Origin of the sequence: Aromatoleum toluclasticum ATCC 700605 (assembly GCF_000378245.1) — a bacterium.
Classification (GTDB): Bacteria; Pseudomonadota; Gammaproteobacteria; order Burkholderiales; family Rhodocyclaceae; genus Aromatoleum; species Aromatoleum toluclasticum.
Genome location: NZ_KB899496.1, coordinates 174,991 through 192,325, shown reverse-complemented (window position 1 = coordinate 192,325; position 17,335 = coordinate 174,991). Strand labels below are relative to the sequence as shown.

The 17,335-nt window shown below is 68.3% G+C and carries 16 protein-coding genes; 8 read left to right on the top strand and 8 right to left on the bottom strand.

Features of this window, described 5'->3' with window-relative positions:
• Positions 1 to 482 precede the first annotated feature (482 nt).
• The 3 genes from pdhA to F464_RS0112145 are packed head-to-tail and all read left to right on the top strand — an operon-like array spanning position 483 to position 3,647.
• Positions 483 to 1,574: a pyruvate dehydrogenase (acetyl-transferring) E1 component subunit alpha gene (gene pdhA, locus F464_RS0112155; RefSeq protein ID WP_018990091.1), complete on the top strand. Its 1,092-nt coding sequence runs from the start codon at positions 483 to 485 to the stop codon at positions 1,572 to 1,574.
• Complete coding sequence (locus F464_RS0112150) at positions 1,567 to 2,547, top strand: alpha-ketoacid dehydrogenase subunit beta (protein WP_018990090.1); 981 nt, start codon at positions 1,567 to 1,569, stop codon at positions 2,545 to 2,547. The genes pdhA and F464_RS0112150 overlap by 8 nt, the downstream gene beginning before the upstream one ends.
• The gene (locus F464_RS0112145; protein ID WP_018990089.1) at positions 2,544 to 3,647 is read left to right on the top strand and encodes a dihydrolipoamide acetyltransferase family protein; all 1,104 of its coding nucleotides are present in this window, start codon (positions 2,544 to 2,546) and stop codon (positions 3,645 to 3,647) included. The genes F464_RS0112150 and F464_RS0112145 overlap by 4 nt, the downstream gene beginning before the upstream one ends.
• A 16-nt stretch (positions 3,648 to 3,663) precedes the next feature.
• On the opposite strand, the gene F464_RS28385 is transcribed toward F464_RS0112145, so the two are convergent.
• On the bottom strand, positions 3,664 to 5,319 hold the full coding sequence (locus tag F464_RS28385) for a L,D-transpeptidase family protein (RefSeq protein ID WP_198292261.1): 1,656 nt from the start codon (positions 5,317 to 5,319) through the stop codon (positions 3,664 to 3,666).
• Positions 5,320 to 5,398: 79 nt separating this feature from the next.
• Between F464_RS28385 and F464_RS0112135 the strand changes: the two genes are divergently transcribed.
• On the top strand, positions 5,399 to 5,959 hold the full coding sequence (locus F464_RS0112135; RefSeq protein WP_018990087.1) for a YcbK family protein: 561 nt from the start codon (positions 5,399 to 5,401) through the stop codon (positions 5,957 to 5,959).
• Here F464_RS0112135 and F464_RS0112130 read toward each other — a convergent pair.
• Positions 5,956 to 6,477, bottom strand: coding sequence for an Lrp/AsnC family transcriptional regulator (locus F464_RS0112130; protein WP_018990086.1), 522 nt, complete (start codon positions 6,475 to 6,477; stop codon positions 5,956 to 5,958). The genes F464_RS0112135 and F464_RS0112130 overlap by 4 nt on opposite strands.
• 120 nt (positions 6,478 to 6,597) lie before the next feature.
• Here F464_RS0112130 and ipdC point away from each other — a divergent pair, with 120 nt between their 5' ends.
• From ipdC to F464_RS0112115, 3 genes are all read left to right on the top strand, one after another.
• Positions 6,598 to 8,220: an indolepyruvate/phenylpyruvate decarboxylase gene (ipdC, locus tag F464_RS0112125; RefSeq protein ID WP_026295948.1), complete on the top strand. Its 1,623-nt coding sequence runs from the start codon at positions 6,598 to 6,600 to the stop codon at positions 8,218 to 8,220.
• Between the two features lie 12 nt (positions 8,221 to 8,232).
• Positions 8,233 to 9,066: a DUF3025 domain-containing protein gene (locus F464_RS0112120; RefSeq protein WP_018990084.1), complete on the top strand. Its 834-nt coding sequence runs from the start codon at positions 8,233 to 8,235 to the stop codon at positions 9,064 to 9,066.
• Between the two features lie 256 nt (positions 9,067 to 9,322).
• A complete protein-coding gene (locus F464_RS0112115; RefSeq protein ID WP_018990083.1) occupies positions 9,323 to 9,979 on the top strand; it encodes an HAD family hydrolase in 657 nt (218 codons plus the stop codon).
• Positions 9,980 to 9,986: 7 nt separating this feature from the next.
• Here F464_RS0112115 and F464_RS0112110 read toward each other — a convergent pair whose 3' ends face one another.
• From F464_RS0112110 to F464_RS0112095, 4 genes are all read right to left on the bottom strand, one after another.
• Positions 9,987 to 10,577 (bottom strand): nucleotidyltransferase family protein, encoded by a 591-nt coding sequence (locus F464_RS0112110; RefSeq protein ID WP_018990082.1) that lies wholly within the window; start codon positions 10,575 to 10,577, stop codon positions 9,987 to 9,989.
• A gap of 208 nt (positions 10,578 to 10,785) precedes the next feature.
• Positions 10,786 to 11,997: a 3-oxoadipyl-CoA thiolase gene (locus F464_RS0112105; RefSeq protein WP_018990081.1), complete on the bottom strand. Its 1,212-nt coding sequence runs from the start codon at positions 11,995 to 11,997 to the stop codon at positions 10,786 to 10,788.
• Between the two features lie 29 nt (positions 11,998 to 12,026).
• On the bottom strand, positions 12,027 to 13,547 hold the full coding sequence (locus F464_RS0112100) for a 3-hydroxyacyl-CoA dehydrogenase (RefSeq protein WP_018990080.1): 1,521 nt from the start codon (positions 13,545 to 13,547) through the stop codon (positions 12,027 to 12,029).
• Between the two features lie 3 nt (positions 13,548 to 13,550).
• Positions 13,551 to 14,321 (bottom strand): enoyl-CoA hydratase, encoded by a 771-nt coding sequence (locus F464_RS0112095; protein WP_018990079.1) that lies wholly within the window; start codon positions 14,319 to 14,321, stop codon positions 13,551 to 13,553.
• A gap of 213 nt (positions 14,322 to 14,534) precedes the next feature.
• On the opposite strand from F464_RS0112095, the gene paaY reads away from it, so the two are divergent.
• On the top strand, positions 14,535 to 15,149 hold the full coding sequence (paaY, locus tag F464_RS0112090) for a phenylacetic acid degradation protein PaaY (RefSeq protein WP_018990078.1): 615 nt from the start codon (positions 14,535 to 14,537) through the stop codon (positions 15,147 to 15,149).
• 124 nt (positions 15,150 to 15,273) lie between these two features.
• Here the strand turns inward: paaY and F464_RS0112085 are convergent, their stop codons facing one another.
• Positions 15,274 to 16,014 carry a nitroreductase gene (locus F464_RS0112085; RefSeq protein ID WP_018990077.1) on the bottom strand — a complete coding sequence of 247 codons (741 nt, stop codon included), beginning with the start codon at positions 16,012 to 16,014 and terminating at the stop codon, positions 15,274 to 15,276.
• Positions 16,011 to 17,165 carry an acyl-CoA dehydrogenase family protein gene (locus tag F464_RS0112080; RefSeq protein WP_018990076.1) on the bottom strand — a complete coding sequence of 385 codons (1,155 nt, stop codon included), beginning with the start codon at positions 17,163 to 17,165 and terminating at the stop codon, positions 16,011 to 16,013. Before F464_RS0112080 ends, F464_RS0112085 begins: the two co-directional genes overlap by 4 nt.
• Positions 17,166 to 17,335 lie beyond the last annotated feature (170 nt).

Sequence of the window (17,335 nt, the reverse complement as noted above, 5' to 3'; positions counted from 1 at the left end):
CTTTCACCCTCGGAGGGGGTGCAAAAACTCGCCGGACAGCCGGTCGGCGCCTCCTGACCTGTTGCCGAACCGTTTCTACCCGGCAACATGAGACCCCACTTTGGGGCATGGCTGCATTCTAACCATGGGAGGGAATCCCCTTGTGCCGAAGAGCATCGTATTCACGGTCCAATTCGTCGCTTTGAGATCCGCTGAATCGGTCGGACGAGACCGCGTTTCCTTGCCGGGCGCGCGCTGAAACCGGCCCACCTGTCCTGTGGGGATCTGAACCTGACGCTGCACCTCGATGTCGACATGAACGTGACAGCGGCCCGGAACGCTCATGGCAACACATGCCGCCGTCTTCGCGGGCGCTCCAGTCGGCCGTTGGCGGGAATCACGGGTCATCCGTGATACCGTTCCTTCGTCGTGCCGACGCGGATCCGAATGAGCGGCAGGTTGCACTAAACTGAGTCAAAAAAACGAGAAGCGAGGAGCAAGCCATGACCACCGTAGCGCGGTTCGAGGTCGAGTTCACCCGGTTTCTCAATGCGGAGGGCGAGGCAACGCAGGAGCTTCCCGCCTTCGCGCGGGATCCCGCCACCCTCATCCCCCTTTACCGCGCAATGCAGCTCACGCGCGCCTTCGACACGAAGGCGATTGCGCTGCAGCGCACCGGCAAGATCGGCACCTTCGCTTCGGCGCTCGGTCAGGAGGCGATCGGCATCGGCATCGCGGGCGCGATGCGCAAGGAAGACGTGCTGGTGCCTTCCTATCGCGACCACGCGGCGCAGTTCATGCGCGGCGTGACGATGACGGAAAGCCTGCTGTACTGGGGCGGTGACGAGCGCGGCAGCAACTTCGCGGTGCCGCGCGAGGACTTCCCGATCTGCGTGCCGATCGGCACCCAGGTGTGCCATGCCGCTGGTGTGGCGTACGCCTTCAAGCTGCGGAAGGAGGCGCGTGTCGCAGCGTGCTTCCTGGGCGACGGCGCAACCTCGAAAGGCGACTTCTACGAGGCGCTGAACTTCGCGGCGGTGTGGCGGGCCCCCCTGGTGGTCGTCATCAACAACAACCAGTGGGCCATTTCGGTGCCGCGCGAGCAGCAGACCGCGACACCGACGCTGGCGCAGAAGGCCATCGCGGCGGGCATCGAGGGCGTGCAGGTCGACGGCAACGACGTGATCGCCGTGCACGACGCCGCCCGCAAGGCGATGGACAAGGCGCGTGCCGGGGGCGGGCCGAGCCTGATCGAGGCGATCAGCTACCGCCTGGGCGACCACACGACCGCCGACGATGCGACCCGCTACCGCGATCCCGACGTCGTGCAGCAGCAATGGGCGAACGAGCCGATCCGACGCCTGCGCAACTACCTCGCACGCATCGGCGCGTGGGACCAGGAGAAGGAGGAAAGCCTGCTGAAGGAATGCACCGACCGGATCAATGCCGCGGTCGAGGCCTATCTCGCGATTCCGCCACCCACCACGACGGCGATGTTCGATCACCTGTACGCGACGCTGCCGGCCGCCCTGCTGGAACAGCGCGAGGCGGCGCAATGGTTCGCATCGCACGAGGGAGGGTCCAGCCATGGCTGAACTGAACCTGGTCGAGGCCATCAATCGCGCCCAGGCCTGGGAGATGGCGCACGATCCGTCTGTGGTCGTGCTGGGCGAGGACGTCGGCGTCAATGGCGGCGTGTTCCGCGCGACCGTCGGGCTGCAGGAGCAGTTCGGCCCCGAACGCGTGATCGACACGCCGCTGGCCGAGACGGCCATCGTCGGCACCGCGATCGGCATGGCGGCGATGGGGCTGAAGCCCGTCGCGGAAATCCAGTTCTCCGGCTTCATCTACCCGGCGATGGATCATATCTGGAACCACTCCGGACGCCTGCGCAACCGCACGCGCGGCAGGCTGTCCTGCCCGCTGGTGGTGCGTTCGCCCTGCGGCGCAGGCATCCACGCGCCGGAGCACCATTCGGAAAGCCCCGAGGCGCTGTTCGCCCACCTGCCGGGCGTGCGCGTCGTGATTCCCTCCTCCCCGTCGCGCGCCTACGGGCTGCTGCTCGCGGCGATCCGCGACCCGGACCCGGTGATCTTCCTCGAACCGACGCGGCTCTACCGCCTGTTCAAGCAGGAAGTGGCCGACGACGGCGAAGCGCTGCCGCTCGACGTGTGCTTCACGCTGCGCGCCGGTACCGACGTGACGCTGGTGAGCTGGGGCGCGATGCTGACGGAGACCCAGGCCGCGGCCGACGCGCTGGCGCAGGAAGGCATCATGGCCGAGGTCATCGATGTCGCGACGCTCAAGCCGCTCGACATGCCGACGATCCTGGAATCGGTCGCCCGCACCGGGCGCTGCGTGATCGTGCACGAGGCGACGCGCGCCGGCGGTTTCGGCGCAGAGATCGCGGCGAACCTCGCCGAGCACGGGCTGTATTCGCTGCTCGCCCCCGTGCAGCGGGTCACCGCATGGGACGTCGTCGTGCCGCTGTCGCGGCTCGAACACCAGTACATGCCGAGCGTCGAGCGCATCGTCGCTGCGGTCAGGAAAACGCTGGAGGGTGCATGAAAATCTTCAAACTGCCCGACCTGGGCGAAGGACTGCAGGAAGCCGAGATCGTCGAGTGGCACGTGAAGCCGGGCGACGAGGTGAAGACCGACCAGCCGCTGCTGTCGGTCGAGACGGCGAAGGCCATCGTCGAGATCCCCGCGCCCTGGGATGGACGCATCGAGAAGCTGTTCGGCGCGGCGGGGCAGATCGTGCTGGTCGGCGCACCTCTGATCGGCTTCGAGGGCGCAGCCGGCGACGCCGATGCGGGCACGGTGGTCGGCGAGGTGAAGGTCGGCACGCAGGTGCAGCAGGAGGCGCCGGCCGCGGTCGGACGGCTTGCGGCGGCGATCAAGGCGACTCCCGCCGTGCGCGCGCAGGCGCGGCAGCTCAACGTCGATCTGGCCATGGTCACGCCTTCGGGGCCGGACGGACTCATCACGCTCGCCGACGTGCAGCGGGTGGCGAAGATTCTCGCCGAAGTGGGCCCGCCCGAGATCCTGCGCGGCGTGCGTCGCGCAATGGCGCAGAACATGGCGCTGGCGCAGAGCGAAGTCGCCGCGGCGACGGTGATCGACGACGCCGACATCCACGCCTGGGCGCCGGGCACGGACATCACGACCCGCCTGATCCGTGCGCTGGTCGCCGGCTGCAAGGCCGAGCCGGGGCTCAACGCCTGGTACGAGAGCCACACGATGGGCCGGCGCGTGCTGCAGAAGATCGACGTCGGGATCGCCGTCGACCTCGTCGACGGGCTTTTCGTGCCGGTGCTGCGCGACGTCGCGAACCGCGATCCGGCCGACCTGCGCGCCGGGCTCGACCGCATGCGCGCCGACGTCGCGGCGCGCAAGATCCCGGCCGAGGAGATGCGCGGCAACACGATCACGCTGTCGAACTTCGGCATGATCGCGGGCAAATACGCCGCGCCCATCGTCGTGCCGCCCACGGTCGCGATCCTCGGCGCCGGGCGCGTGCATGATGCGGTTGTCGCCTTCGACGGCAAGCCGGCCGTGCATCGCGTGCTGCCGCTGAGCCTCACTTTCGACCACCGCGTCGTCACCGGTGGCGAGGCGGGACGCTTCCTCGCAGCGGTGATCGCGGACCTGGCGAAGCCGACCTGACGGCGCGGCCGCGGGCTCACCGCCCCGGCCTGGCGCGCCCGACCGCGCTGAAGCGGAACGGGCGCCCGAGCGCTGCGAGTACCGCGGCGTCCTGATCGTACAGATCCGGATGGAAGTAGGCCCGCCCGTCCTCGCCAACCTCGGCCGTGAAATAGAGGATCATCACCGGCACGCGGCGGCCGATCTGCACGTTGCGCGTCTCGCCCTTCGCGATCTCCGCTTCCAGCGCCTCCGCGCTCCACTGGGCGGGGTCGTCGAGCAGCAGCACCGCCAGTTCCATCGGCCGCTCGAGCCGGATGCAGCCGGAGCTGTAGGCTCGCTCGCTGCGGCGGAACAGGTTCTTCGACGGGGTGTCGTGCAGGTACACCGAGTAGGGGTTGGGGAGCATGAACTTGACGCGCCCGAGCGGGTTGTCCGGCCCCGCCGCCTGCACGATCTGGTACGGGAAACCGCCCGTGCGGTAGCGCGCCCAATCAACCTCCCCGACATCGACCGCCCGCCCCGCGCTGGTGACCACGCGCATGTCGTGCTCGGCGAGATAAGCGCGATCGTGCGCCAGCTTGGGCAGCACGTCCTCCTTCAGGATCGTCGGCGGAAGCACCCACTCCGGATTCAGCACGAGGTACTGCATCTCGGCACGGAATGCGGGCGTCTTGCGATAGGGGCGACCGACGACGACGCGCGACTGCCACGCGAGTTTCCCGTCCAGGTACAGGCGGGCGTTGAAGCCGGCGATGTTCACGAGCAGGTAATCGCCCGCGACGTCCTGCGCGACCCAGCGCAGGCGTTCCAGGTTCACGCGGATCTGGTCGATGCGGCGGCCGACGTCCACCCGCAGCGCGGCGAGCGTCTTGCGTCCGACGGCCCCGTCGGGCTCGAGTCCGTGGCGAGCCTGGAACGCGAGCACCGAATCGCGCAAGGCATCGTCGAAGAGATTGCCGTCCGACGGCGGCGGCTGCAGGTGGTCGCCACTCGCCTTGAGGCGCTGGCGCAGGATCGCGACCCGCGGATCACGGTCGCCCGGCCGCAGCGTCGGGCCGGGCGGGACGGCAGACCACCCGCCAAGCACCTCCATGGCACGGTGCTCGACCAGTGCAGCGCGCAGCTGACGATAGGCTTCCAGCCGCGGCGCATAGAGTTCGATCGCGGGGCCCAAAGGCTCGGCGCCGACCAGCGCCTCCAGCGCCCGCACCGGCTCGACCGCCCCCAGCGAGCGCGAGAAATTCCATTCCTTGTACAGTTCGCGCGGATCGACCTTGCCGAAACGCAGGTGATAGACGAGCCGGACGAGCGCCTCGGTAAACAGCAGCTCGCGGTCGGCAAGGCTGCCGGCGCCCCGCACGCCGTCGTCAGCCAGCCTGCGCAACAGGTCGAACTGGTAATCGGCCGGATCGAGGCCGTGGCTCGCACTGTCGTCGACCGCCCGCAGCAGCGCGCGCCGCCGCCCCGCATCGCTCCACACGGGTGCGTAGCCGCGGTTCGCGTAGAACTCGGAAATCAAGCTGCGCGCGGCGATTTCCCCGCCGGCCGGACGCAGCTCGCCGTTGCCGCGCAGCGCAACGACACGGTCGCGCAAGGCCTGCTGCACGGCCTCGCCGTTGGTTCCGGCCGCCACCGCTCTGCTTGCCGTCCCTCCGGCCACGAACAGGGCGAGCACGACAACTTGTAACACTCGCCCGATCTGCTGCCCGATTCGCACGACCCGGTTTACGATTACGCCCTTTACCGGCCGCTTCGCTTCCCGCATCTCCATGTCGAAACACCTCCGCAATGCCGCGTCGCAGCGCCGGCTCCTGCTGAAAGGGCTTGCCGCACTGCCCCTTGGCCTGAACTTCGGCAAGGTGCAGGCCAGCGTCGCCGAAGCCGACTGCGAGCTGTGCTTCCGCCACACGCATACGGACGAGAACCTGCGTATCGTCTATCGCAGCGGCGGCTCCTATATCCCGTCGGCACTGGCGCGGATCGACTGGCTGATGCGCGACTTCCGTACCGGGGATGTCGCCCGCATCGACCCCCGCCTGCTGGATATTCTCCATACATTGGGGACGACATGCGGGGGAGAAAGTTTCGAAATCATCTCGGCTTTCCGCTCACCGATGACCAACGGCATGCTGCACAAGGCCGACGGTAAGGGCGTCGCGACGCGTAGCATGCACATGGACGGCCGCGCGATCGACGTGCGCATTCCCGGCTTCGACACCGCCGCACTGCGCGACGCCGCGCTCGCGCTGCAGGCCGGCGGCGTCGGCTACTACCGCGAGTCGGATTTCGTTCATATCGACACCGGGCGCGTACGCCACTGGGTCGGCTAAGCCGACGCAAACTGCATCCGCCGCCGCGACTGCGGCGCGTGCATGATGTGGTCGAGCGGCAGCACGCTTGTCTGTTTCACCTTCTTCAGCGCGATGTTGGTCTTCAGGTGCGCGAGCCCGGGCAGGTGCATGATGCGCTTCATCATCACCTCCGAGAACGCGACGAGGTCGGGTGCGACGATGTGCATCACGTAGTCCGCATCGCCGCTCACCGAGAAGCACGCCACCACTTCGGGCAGCGCCGCCACGGCGCGCTCGAAGGCATCGCTGCGCGAGTCACCGTGGCGCTCCAGCGTGACCTGCGCGAAGGCCGCGACATCCAGCCCGACCGCGGCGGGGTCCAGCAACGCGGCGTAGGATGCGATGATGCCGCCCTGCTCCATGCGGCTGATGCGCCGGCTGATCTGCGACGGCGACAGGTGGATTTCCTCGCCGAGCGCGCTGTTGGTCGCGTTGCCGCGACGCTGCAGGGCGTCGAGAATCTGCAGGTCGAACTTGTCCACGACGATTTGTTGCATAGCTAGTAGCCTCCATACGCTTTTCGTGCATGATAACCGCCTTTATGTGCGTATAACGAACGCTCTGTGCGCCAATGGCGCGCAATAATGCTCGACAACAACACATCGGAGGAGCATGACATGAACCTGGTCGAATCGCTGCTGCACGCGCTGAAGGATCACGGCGCCCACGAGATCTTCGGCATCCCCGGCGACTTCGCGCTGCCGTATTTCCGCATCATCGAAGAGTCGGACATCCTGCCCCTGTACACGCTCTCGCACGAACCCGGCGTGGGCTTCGCGGCCGACGCCACGGCACGCATGCGCGGCGGGCTGGGCGTCGCGGCCGTGACCTACGGCGCGGGCGCGTTCAACATGGTCAACGCCGTCGCGGCCGCCTATGCCGAGAAGTCGCCAGTCGTAGTGCTCTCGGGCGGCCCCGGCAAGGGCGAAGCCAGCTCCGGCCTGCTGCTGCACCACCAGGCCAAGACGCTCGACTCGCAGCTCCAGATCTTCAAGGAGATCACCTGCGACCAGGTGAAGCTCGACGACGTGGCGCGTGCGCCCGCCGATATCGCCCGCGTGCTGGCGAGCTGCCTGCGCAACTCCGAGCCGGTGTATATCGAGATCCCGCGCGACATGGTGCGCGAGGAATGCGCGCCGGTCGTTGCCGAGGCGCCGCGCGCGATCGACAGCGACGCGCTGGCCGCCTGCGTGGACGAGATCCTCGCCCGGCTCGACGTCGCGAAGGCGCCGGTGCTGATGGCGGGCGTCGAAGTGCGCCGCTTCGGCCTCGAGGAAAAGGTCGCCGAACTGTCGCGCCGGCTCGGCCTGCCCGTCGTCACCAGCTTCATGGGCCGCGGCCTGCTCACCGGCTGCGACGCGCCGCTGGTCGGCACCTACATGGGCGTCGCAGGCCTGCCCGAAGTCACGCAGCTCGTGGAAGGCTCGGACGGCCTCTTCCTGCTCGGCGAGATCATCTCGGACACCAACTTCGCCGTGTCGGAAACCCGCATCGACCTGCGCAAGACCATCCAGGCGCACAACGGCCAGGTCACGCTCGGCTACCACAGCTACGCGAACATGCCGCTCGCCGCGCTCGTCGACGAGATGCTCGCGCGGGTGAAGAATGGCGCCGAGAAGACCTTCCCGGTCGCGCCGCATCAGTACCCGAAGGGGCTCGTCGCCGACGGCGAGACGATCGCCCCGACCGACATCGCGAAGGCGGTGAACGACCTCTTCGCCGAGCACGGCAAGCTGCCGATCGCGTCCGACATCGGCGACTGCCTGTTCACGGCGATGGAGATCGAGCAGACCGCGCTACTCGCGCCCGGCTACTACGCGACCATGGGCTTCGGCGTGCCCGCGGGCCTGGGGCTGCAGGCGACGAGCGGCCAGCGCCCGCTGATCCTCGTCGGCGACGGTGCCTTCCAGATGACAGGCTGGGAGCTCGGCAACTGCAAGCGCTACGGCTGGGATCCGATCGTGCTCTTGTTCAACAATGCGAGTTGGGAGATGCTGCGCACCTTCCAGCCGGAATCGGGCTTCAACGACCTCGGTCACTGGGGTTTCGCGGAGATGGCGGCGGGGCTCGGGGGCGACGGGGTACGCGTGTCGACGCGCGCGGAACTCAAGGCCGCACTCGACAAGGCGATCGCCACGCGCGGCCGCTTCCAGCTGATCGAGGTGACGATTCCGCGCGGCGTGCTGTCGACCACGCTGTCGCGCTTCGTCGCCGGAGTGAAACGCATCAGCATGAAGTAATACGGGAGATCGATGACGGCCGGACCCGACACCCCCGCGGCGCTCGCCGCCCGGCCGCTCTTCGAACCGATCGCGGCGCTGCTGGCACGCTTTGCCACGCCCGCACTTCCCGGCACGGCGCAGCTCGACGCGTTGCTGCACAAAGTCGCCCCGGGCGCCGCGAGCGGGGGCGGACGGCCGATCCGCTTCATCCAGCCGCCCGCTGAAGCCCTCGCCTACGAGGATCACATCTTCGCGACCGGCGCGGTGCCGACCCGCGAGGATGACTGGCACGACTTCTTCAACGCGCTCGCGTGGTGCGTGTGGCCGCACACGAAGGCCGCCTGCAACATCCTCCATCGCCGCGAGCGCGACGCACGCGCCGCAGCGGGACTGCCCGGCCGAGGGCCACGACGCGATGCGCTGACCCAGTTCGACGAATGCGGCATCGTCGTCGTGTCCAGCGATCCCGGGATTCCCGCCCTGCTTGCGGCGCACGAATGGGAAGAAGCGTTCTGGACGCGGCGCGCGCGGCTGCTGCAGACGATGCGCTTCCTCGTCTTCGGTCATGGAACCTGGGAGCAGCTGCGCGAGCCCTTCGTCGGGCTGTGCGCGAAGGCGCTGTACCGCGTCGTCGATGCCGGGTGGCTGGAGCGCCCCACCGCCGAACGACAGGCCGAAACGGACGCATGGCTCGCCGCGCAACTGCTCGACGGCGGGCTGCTGCGCACCCCGCGCGAACTTGCGCCGCTGCCGCTGCTCGGCATTCCGGGGGTCACGCGAGAGAACGAGTCGGCTGCATATTACCGCGACACGCGGCAGTTCCGGCCCAAGCGCGTGCCGGCGGAGAAATTCCCGGCTCTCTGAGTCGCGAAGCCGCAAAATTGCGGGACAAGCTCCGTGGGAGCGGCTTCAGCCGCGAAGAGGCCGCAACGCGCGCAACACCGCCGATTCGCGGCTGAAGCCGCTCCCACAGCAATCCCCCACGCCAATCTCACATGGCACACGCGAATCGCAGGGCGAAAAAGGGAAGCGCCTTTCCGGCGAGACAGGTTCGGACATCGCCGCATCGCCCCGAGAAGCACCGTAAAATGCCGCCTTGACCGCAAGCGCCCCCTTACTTATGCCCCGCTTCCAATACGTGCTCTTCGACCTCGACGGCACCCTGATCGATTCCGCTCCGGCAATCCTCGCGAGCTACCGGGAGGCTTTCGCCGCCGCCGGGCGCGCGCCGGCCGTGACGATCGACGAGTCCATCGTCGGGCCGCCGCTGATCGAGACGCTGCAGATCCTCGCAGGCACGAAGGATCCGCAGCTCATCGACGAACTCGCCGGGCACTTCAAGGCGAGCTACGACACGACGGGCTATCGGGAAACCGCGGCCTATGCCGGCATCGGCGAGATGCTCGCGCGCCTCGCGGCCAGCGGGCGCACGCTCGCGATCGCGACCAACAAGCGGCTGCATCCGACCCGCCTGATCCTCGATCATCTCGGCTGGAGCGGTTACTTCAGGACCGTCTACGCGCTGGATCTCTTCGAGCCGCGCCTGCCCACCAAGGCGGCGATGATCGCGCGGCTGATGGCCGATCACGACATTCCCGAAGACGTGTCGGTGTACGTCGGCGACCGCAGCGAAGACGGCGAATCGGCCGACGCGAACGGCCTGCCCTTCTTCGCCGCGACATGGGGTTACGGCAGCCTGGAGGCGGGCGAACTGGCTGCGCACTGGCGCGCCTTCGCGAGCCCCGCAGCGCTGACCGAGGCGCTGCTGCAGGACTGAATCCGACTCAGGCGCGCACGTCCGCCGGGACGTCGATGTCGGCAAGCACGCCCGGGTCGTCGCAGTCGATGCGCTGCAAGTGTTCCTTGTGCGCGACGATCACGCGCCGGGCGCCTTCGTCGCCTTGCAGCGCCAGGAGTTCGTCCTTCAAGGCGGCGGCAAAGCCGACCGGATGGCCGCGCTGTCCGTCGAAAAAGGGCGCAGCGAGTAGTGCGCCTTCGCCGAGCACAGCCGCGACGACTGCCACGGTTTCCGGCCGGATGTAAGGCATGTCGCCCAGCGCGATGACCCAGCCTGTGGCGCCGGGCGTCGCACGAATCCCGCAGGCAAGCGTCGCCGCCATGCCCTCGCCGGCGTCGGCACACAGGACGTACCGAATGCCCGCCGCGTCGAAGTGACCGCGCAGGACCGAATCTTCCGGACGCACGACCGCAAGCACCTTGCCCAGCGCCTCATGCAGGTTTTCCGCGCTGCGCACGGCGACGGGCGTGCCGTCCGCAAGCGGATGACAGAGCTTGTTGCTGCCGAAGCGCGAGCCCTGCCCGGCGGCGAGCAGGATGCCGACGATGCCGGCGGGGGCTGGGGAACGATCGGTCAATTCTCGACCTCGATGCGAAGCGCCGGGGGAACGACAAGCTTACCCGATTGCTCCGTTGCTCGCCGGGAGGGCGGGAGGAGCGCAGCGCATCCCGCCATCGCCGCCAGGGGCTTGCTCCACGGGCGAGTGGCGGGATACGCCTTCGGCTCCTCCCGCCCTACGGGAAGCAGCTTGGTCACCGTCGCGCGGGAGGCGAACGGTGCCACGCTCACTCGCCAGCGATGCGCTCGATCACCAGTGCGATGCCGTGACCCACGCCGATGCACAGGCTGACCACCGCATAACGGCCGTTGCGCCGCTCCAGCTCGCGCGCTGCCGACAGCGCGATGCGGGCGCCCGATGCGCCGAGCGGGTGGCCGATGGCGATGGCGCCGCCGTTGGGGTTCACGCGCGCATCGTCGAACGCGACACCCATCAGCTTCAGGCAGCTCAGCACCTGCGGCGCGAAGGCTTCGTTGATCTCGATGACGTCCATGTCGGCCAGCGTGAGCCCGGCGCGCGCGATCGCCTTCGGGATCGCGTAGGCCGGCCCGACACCCATGATGCGGGGCTCGACGCCCGCAACGGCGCCGGCGAGGATGCGCGCCATCGGCTTCGCGCCGGCCTTCTCGCCCGCAGCCTTGCTGCCGATGAGCAGCGCGGCGGCGCCGTCGTTGATGCCGGAAGCGTTGCCGGCGGTGACGACGCCGTTCGGGAACAGGGACTTCAGCTTCGCCAGCGATTCATAGGTCGACTCGGGACGCGGATGCTCGTCCTCGGCGACCACCAGCGGCGGGGTCTTGCGGCCGGTCGGCACGGAGATGGGCAGGATCTCGCCGGCGTAGAAACCGGCTTCCTTCGAAGCCGCGTATTTCGCCTGCGACGCGGCGGCGAAGCGGTCGGAGTCCTCGCGCGAGATGCCGAAATCCGCGGCGACGTTGTCGCCCGTCTCCGGCATGCTGTCGTTGCCGTACTGCTCGACGATCTTCGGGTTCGGGAAGCGCGCGCCGATGGTCGTGTCGAACACCTTGAAGTCGCGGCTGTAGGCCGATTCGGCCTTGGCGACGACGAAGGGGGCGCGGCTCATGCTCTCGACGCCACCGGCCACGTACAGCTCGCCCTCGCCTACCGTGACGGCCCGCGCGGCGTCCAGCACCGCCGCGAGGCCGCTGCCGCACAGGCGGTTGATCGTCTGGCCGGCGACGTGGGTCGGCAGGCCCGCGAGCAGCGCCGCGTGACGGGCGACGTTGCGCGAATCCTCGCCCGCCTGCGCGGCGCAGCCGAGGATGACGTCCTCGATGTCCGCCGCCGCGAAGGGCGAGCGCGCGACGACTTCGCGGATCACGGTGGCGACGAGGTCGTCGGGGCGGACCGGGGCGAGCGAGCCGGCGTGGCGGCCGATCGGGGAACGCAGACCGGCGTAGAGGTAGGCGTCGAGCATGGAATCTCCTTTGGTGATGGGTGTGGTTGTCAGTTTTCCGGCGTCGTCAGCGACACGCCCAGGCGCGCGCGGCGCGTGAGCCAGGGGCTGGGGCGATAACGCGGGTCGCGGTAGAACTCGTGCATGCCGTCGAGGATCGCCAGGATGGTCGCGGCGCCGAGCGAATCGCCCAATGCGAGCGGGCCTTTCGGGTAGCCGAGGCCCAGGCGCACGGCCGAATCGATGTCCTCGGGCGTCGCGACGCGCTGCTGCGCGATGTCGCAGCCGATGTTGACGATGGTGGCGACGACACGCTGCGCGACAAGGCCCGCGCTGTCGCGCACGACGGATACGGCCTTGCCGCCGGAGGCGAGCGCGGCCCACGCGGCGTCGCGCGCATCCGCGGCGGTGAGCGGCGTGGTCATCAGCGTCAGGTGCTTGTCGACGAAGAGCGGATCGAGCGCCAGCGTGCGCTTCGGGTCCAGACCCTCGGCCAGCGCGCAGGTGGTCGCATCGCTGCCGACCGGCAGCACGATGCACACCGAGTCCTCGGCAGGATGATCGCCGCGGTCGAGCGCGACGCCCTGCGCCTCCAGCACGGCGACGACGCGCACATGCAACGCCGCATCGGCGCGGCTCACCCACAGGGGCACCGGCGCGACGGCCGGTACGAGCGGCATCGCGACGGGTTGCGCGCTTCCATCCTTGTACACGTAGAAGCCCTGCCCGCTCTTGCGCCCGAGCAGGCCGCCGGCGAGGCGCTGGCGCGTGATCGGCGACGGGCGGAAACGCGGTTCCTGGTAGTACTGCTCGTAGATCGATTCCATCACCGGATGCGAGACATCCAGCCCGGTGAGGTCGAGCAGCTCGCACGGCCCCATGCGGAAGCCGACCGATTCCCTGAGGATGCGGTCCAGCGTCGCGAAGTCCGTGATGCCTTCGCCGAGCACGCGCAGCGACTCGGTGAGGTAGCCGCGGCCGGCGTGATTGACGATGAAGCCCGGCGTGTCGGAGGCGCGCACCGGCGTGTGGCCCATGCGTCGCGCGAGCGCCATCAGCGCATCGCCCACCGTGCGATCGCCGCGCACGCCGTCGATGATCTCGACGACTTTCATCAGCGGCACCGGGCTGAAGAAGTGCAGGCCCGCGACGCGCTCGGGGCGGCGGCAGGCGGCGGCGATCGAGGTCACCGACAGCGAGGATGTGTTGGTCGCCAGCACGCACTCGTCGGAGACGACTTCTTCGAGATCGCGGAACAGGCCGCGCTTCGCCTCGAGGTTCTCGACGATGGCCTCGACGACGACGTCGCAGCCCGCCAACTCCCCGAGACTCGCTGCGACCGTCATGCGCTCGGTCGCCGCGCGCGCCGCGGCTGCGTCGATCTTGCCCTTCTCGGCGAGCTTCGCCAGCATGCCGCCCACCGCATCGAGGGCTTCGGCCGCCGCACCCGCGCGCGTATCAAAGAGCCGCACCGCCACACCCGCCTGCACGGCGATCTGCGCGATCCCGCGCCCCATCAGGCCGGTGCCGACGACGCCCAGCGTCAGGTCATTACGCATTGCATCGAACATCGCTCACACCCCCTCGAAACCGGCCGGACGCTTGTCGAAGAAGGCCTGCATGCCTTCCTTCTGGTCGCGGCTCGCAAACAGCAGCTGGAACGCCTTGCGCTCGAGCATCAGCGCGGCGTCGAGCGAGGCGTCCTGGCCCGCGAGCAGCACTTCCTTGATCTGCGTGATCGCCAGCGGCGGCAGCGCGGCGATCTGCGTCGCAAGCTCCATCGCGCGCGACTGCACCTCGGCGTCCGGCACGACTTCGCTCGCGAGACCCATCTCGCCTGCCTCGCGCCCGCTCACGGCCTGGCCGGTCAGAACCATCTTCATCGCCTTGAACTTGCCCACCGCGCGCGACAGGCGCTGCGTGCCACCGGCGCCGGGCATGATCCCGACCTTGACCTCGGGCTGGCAGAAGGACGCGCCCTCGCCCACGACGATGATGTCGGCGTGCATCGCGAGCTCGCAGCCGCCGCCCCACGCGAAGCCGTTCACCGCGGCGATCACCGGCTTCGGGCAGCTCGCGATCGCGCCCCACAGGCGATGGGTGTTGCGCAGCATGATCTCGATCGCGCCCGCCTCGGCCATCTCGCGCAGGTCCGCGCCCGCAGCGAAATACTTGTCACCCCCGGTCAGCACGATGGCGCGCACCTCGGGGTCGCGCCCCAGCGCGGTGAAGTGCTCGGCGAGTTGCATGCGCACCTGCTGGTTCAGCGCGTTGCGGGCCTCGGGCCGGTTCAGGCGCACCACCGCTATCTGCGGACTCGGCCGTTCGACGACTACTGCCTCCATTTTTCTCTCTCCTTGGGTCCGCGCTGCGAACCGTTCTTCTGAATGTGTTGGGAAATGCACGATACTGCTTTTCCGTGAAGGTATAAACCCCTAGAATCCAACAAACCGGGCAATATAATGCCTTTCAGGCTTGATACGGCGCGCGACACCGAAAAGACCGCAGTGGCCCGAACCCCACCCCACCAGCCCGCACCGGGCGAACAAGGAGTTTCGATGAGCACACCCCGTGTATTCGCAATCGACGGCGTCGTGCCGGTTGTCGACCCGACCGCCTACGTCCATCCGACCGCCGTGCTGATCGGCGACGTGATCGTCGGCCCCGGCTGCTATATCGGCCCCTGTGCCAGCCTGCGCGGCGATTTCGGCCGCCTGATCCTGCAGGCCGGCGTGAACGTGCAGGACACCTGCGTGATCCACAGCTTCCCCGAGCACGACACGGTGGTCGAGGAGAACGGGCACATCGGCCACGGCGCGGTGCTGCATTGCTGCACGATCAAGCGCAACGCGCTGGTCGGCATGAACGCCGTCGTGATGGACAACGCCGTGATCGGGGAGAACACCTTCGTCGCCGCGTGCAGCTTCGTGAAGGCCGGCATGGAAGTGCCGTCGAACTCGCTCGTCGCGGGCGTGCCGGCGAAGGTCGTGCGCGCGCTCACGGAGCAGGAGATGGCCTGGAAGGTGCGCGGGACGGGGATCTACCAGAACCTCGCGGTGCGCTGCCTGGCGACGATGGAAGAGACCGACGCGCTGACGGCGGTGGAGCCGGGACGCAAGCGCATCGTGATGCCCGAGATCGTGCCGCTGAGCGAGCAGAAACAAAAAGGCTGAGCGAAAAATCCGGCTCGACGCGAAGGCGTCGAGCCGGCCAGAACTCCGGCGAGTTTGGGAGAAGAGAGCAGGACGAACTGCACCGGAGGCGGGACGTTCAGCTCGAACGCCCCACGAAAAAACCTCAGTGTTTGGCAACGGCAGCCTCGCCGTGCATGACAACGAATTCGGACAGCGGCGCACGCTCGGTCACCAGCGCGTTCTCGGGTGCGTCGGGATCGGCATAGCCGAGCGCCATGCCGCACACGAGCTGCTCGTGGGCGCCAAAATCGAGCGTGTCCGAGATGATGCGGTGGTACGGATTCCACGCCCCCTGCGCGCAGGTGGACAGACCGCGGGCCTCGGCTGCGAGCATCACGTTCTGCAGGAACATGCCGTAGTCGAGCCAGCTGCCCTGCGCCAGCCGCCGGTCGATCGTGAAGAGGAGTCCGACCGGCGCGTCGAAGAAATGGAAGTTGCGCCGCATCTGAAGGCGGACGCGCTCGCGATCGCCCTTCTCGATGCCCAGCCGCGCATACAAGCCCCAGCCGCTGCGGCGCCGTCGGCCGAGATAGGGCTCGAAGAACTCGGTCGGGTAGTACGCGTACTCGGGCACATGGCTGTCGTCGCCCCGGTCGAAAGCCGCGCACACGGCCTTCACCAGCGTATCGCGCTGCGCGCCGGTCACGACGTGCACGCGCCACGGCTGGATGTTGTTGCCCGACGGTGCGCGCGCGGCGATCCGCAGCACGCCCTCGATCGTGCCCGTATCGACGGGGATCGACAGGAATGCCCGTATCGAGCGGCGGCGCGAGATCAGCCAGTCGAGCACCGCCTCGTCGCCGCCGAACGAGACGACGGGATCGTCCCGCGCGCGCGCGTTCATTCGCCGGCAGCCCGGATCATGTTGCGCGCGATCACGAGCTGCTGGATCTGGCTCGTGCCTTCGAAAATGCGGAACAGGCGCACGTCGCGGTAGAAGCGCTCGATGCCGTATTCCGCCAGGTAACCGGCGCCGCCGAAGATCTGCACGGCGCGGTCGGCCACGCGGCAGCACATCTCCGACGCGAAGAGCTTCGCGCACGCGGCTTCGGTGCCGACATCGCGACCTTCGTCGCGCTTGCGTGCGGCATCGACGACCATGCTGCGCGCGGCGTAGATTTCGGCCTTGCTGTCGGCGAGCATCGCCTGGATGAGCTGGAATTCCGCGATCGGCTTGCCGAACTGCTTGCGCTCCACTGCATAGCGCAGCGCGTCCGCGAGCATGCGTTCAGCCACCCCGACGCAGATCGCGGCGATGTTGATGCGGCCCTTGTCGAGCACCTTCATCGCGGTCTTGAAGCCAACCTCTTCCTTGCCGCCGATCAGGTTCGCGGCGGGAATGCGGCAGTCCTCGAAGATCACGTCGCAGGTATGGGCGCCCTTCTGGCCCATCTTCTTGTCGATCTGGCCGAGCGACAGGCCCGGCGTACCCTTCTCGACAATGAAGGCGGAAATACCGTGCGCGCCCTTCGCGTCGGGATTCGTGCGCGCCATCACCGTGAAGATGCCCGCTTCGGGTGCGTTGGTGATGTAGCGCTTGGTGCCGTTGAGCACGTAGGAGTCGCCGTCACGCCGGGCGCTGGTGCGCAGGCTGCCGGCGTCGGACCCGGCGTCGGGTTCGGTGAGCGCAAAGGAGCCGATGATTTCGCCGGACGCGAGCCGCGGCAGGTAGTCGCGCTGCTGCTCGGGCGTGCCGTCGATGACGATGCCTTGCGCGCCGATGCCGTTGTTGGTGGCGAACAGCGAGCGGAAGCAGGGCGAGGTCTGGCCGATCTCGAAGGTCGCGAGGACTTCCTCCTCCATCGTCAGCCCCATGCCGCCGAATTCCTCGGGAATCGACAGGCCGAAGAGCCCCAGCTCCTTCATCTCGGCGACGAGCTCCGCCGGGATCTGGTCCGTCTCGGCGACGTGCGCCTCCTGCGGCACGAGGCGCTCGCGCACGAAGCGCGAGATCGTGTCGAGAAGAATGTTGAGTGTCTCCTGGTCGCGGATCATGTCGTTTCCCTCTCCGGTGTTGCGTTGTGGTTGTTGGCCAATTCGGCGATTGGTAGGACGTAGGGCGGGAGTAGCGCAGCGCATCCCGCCAGACAACCGTCGGGATGCCGCCCTGCGCGCCCATGGCGGGATCCGCCTTCGGCTCCTCTCGCCCTACGAATCCGCTGGCT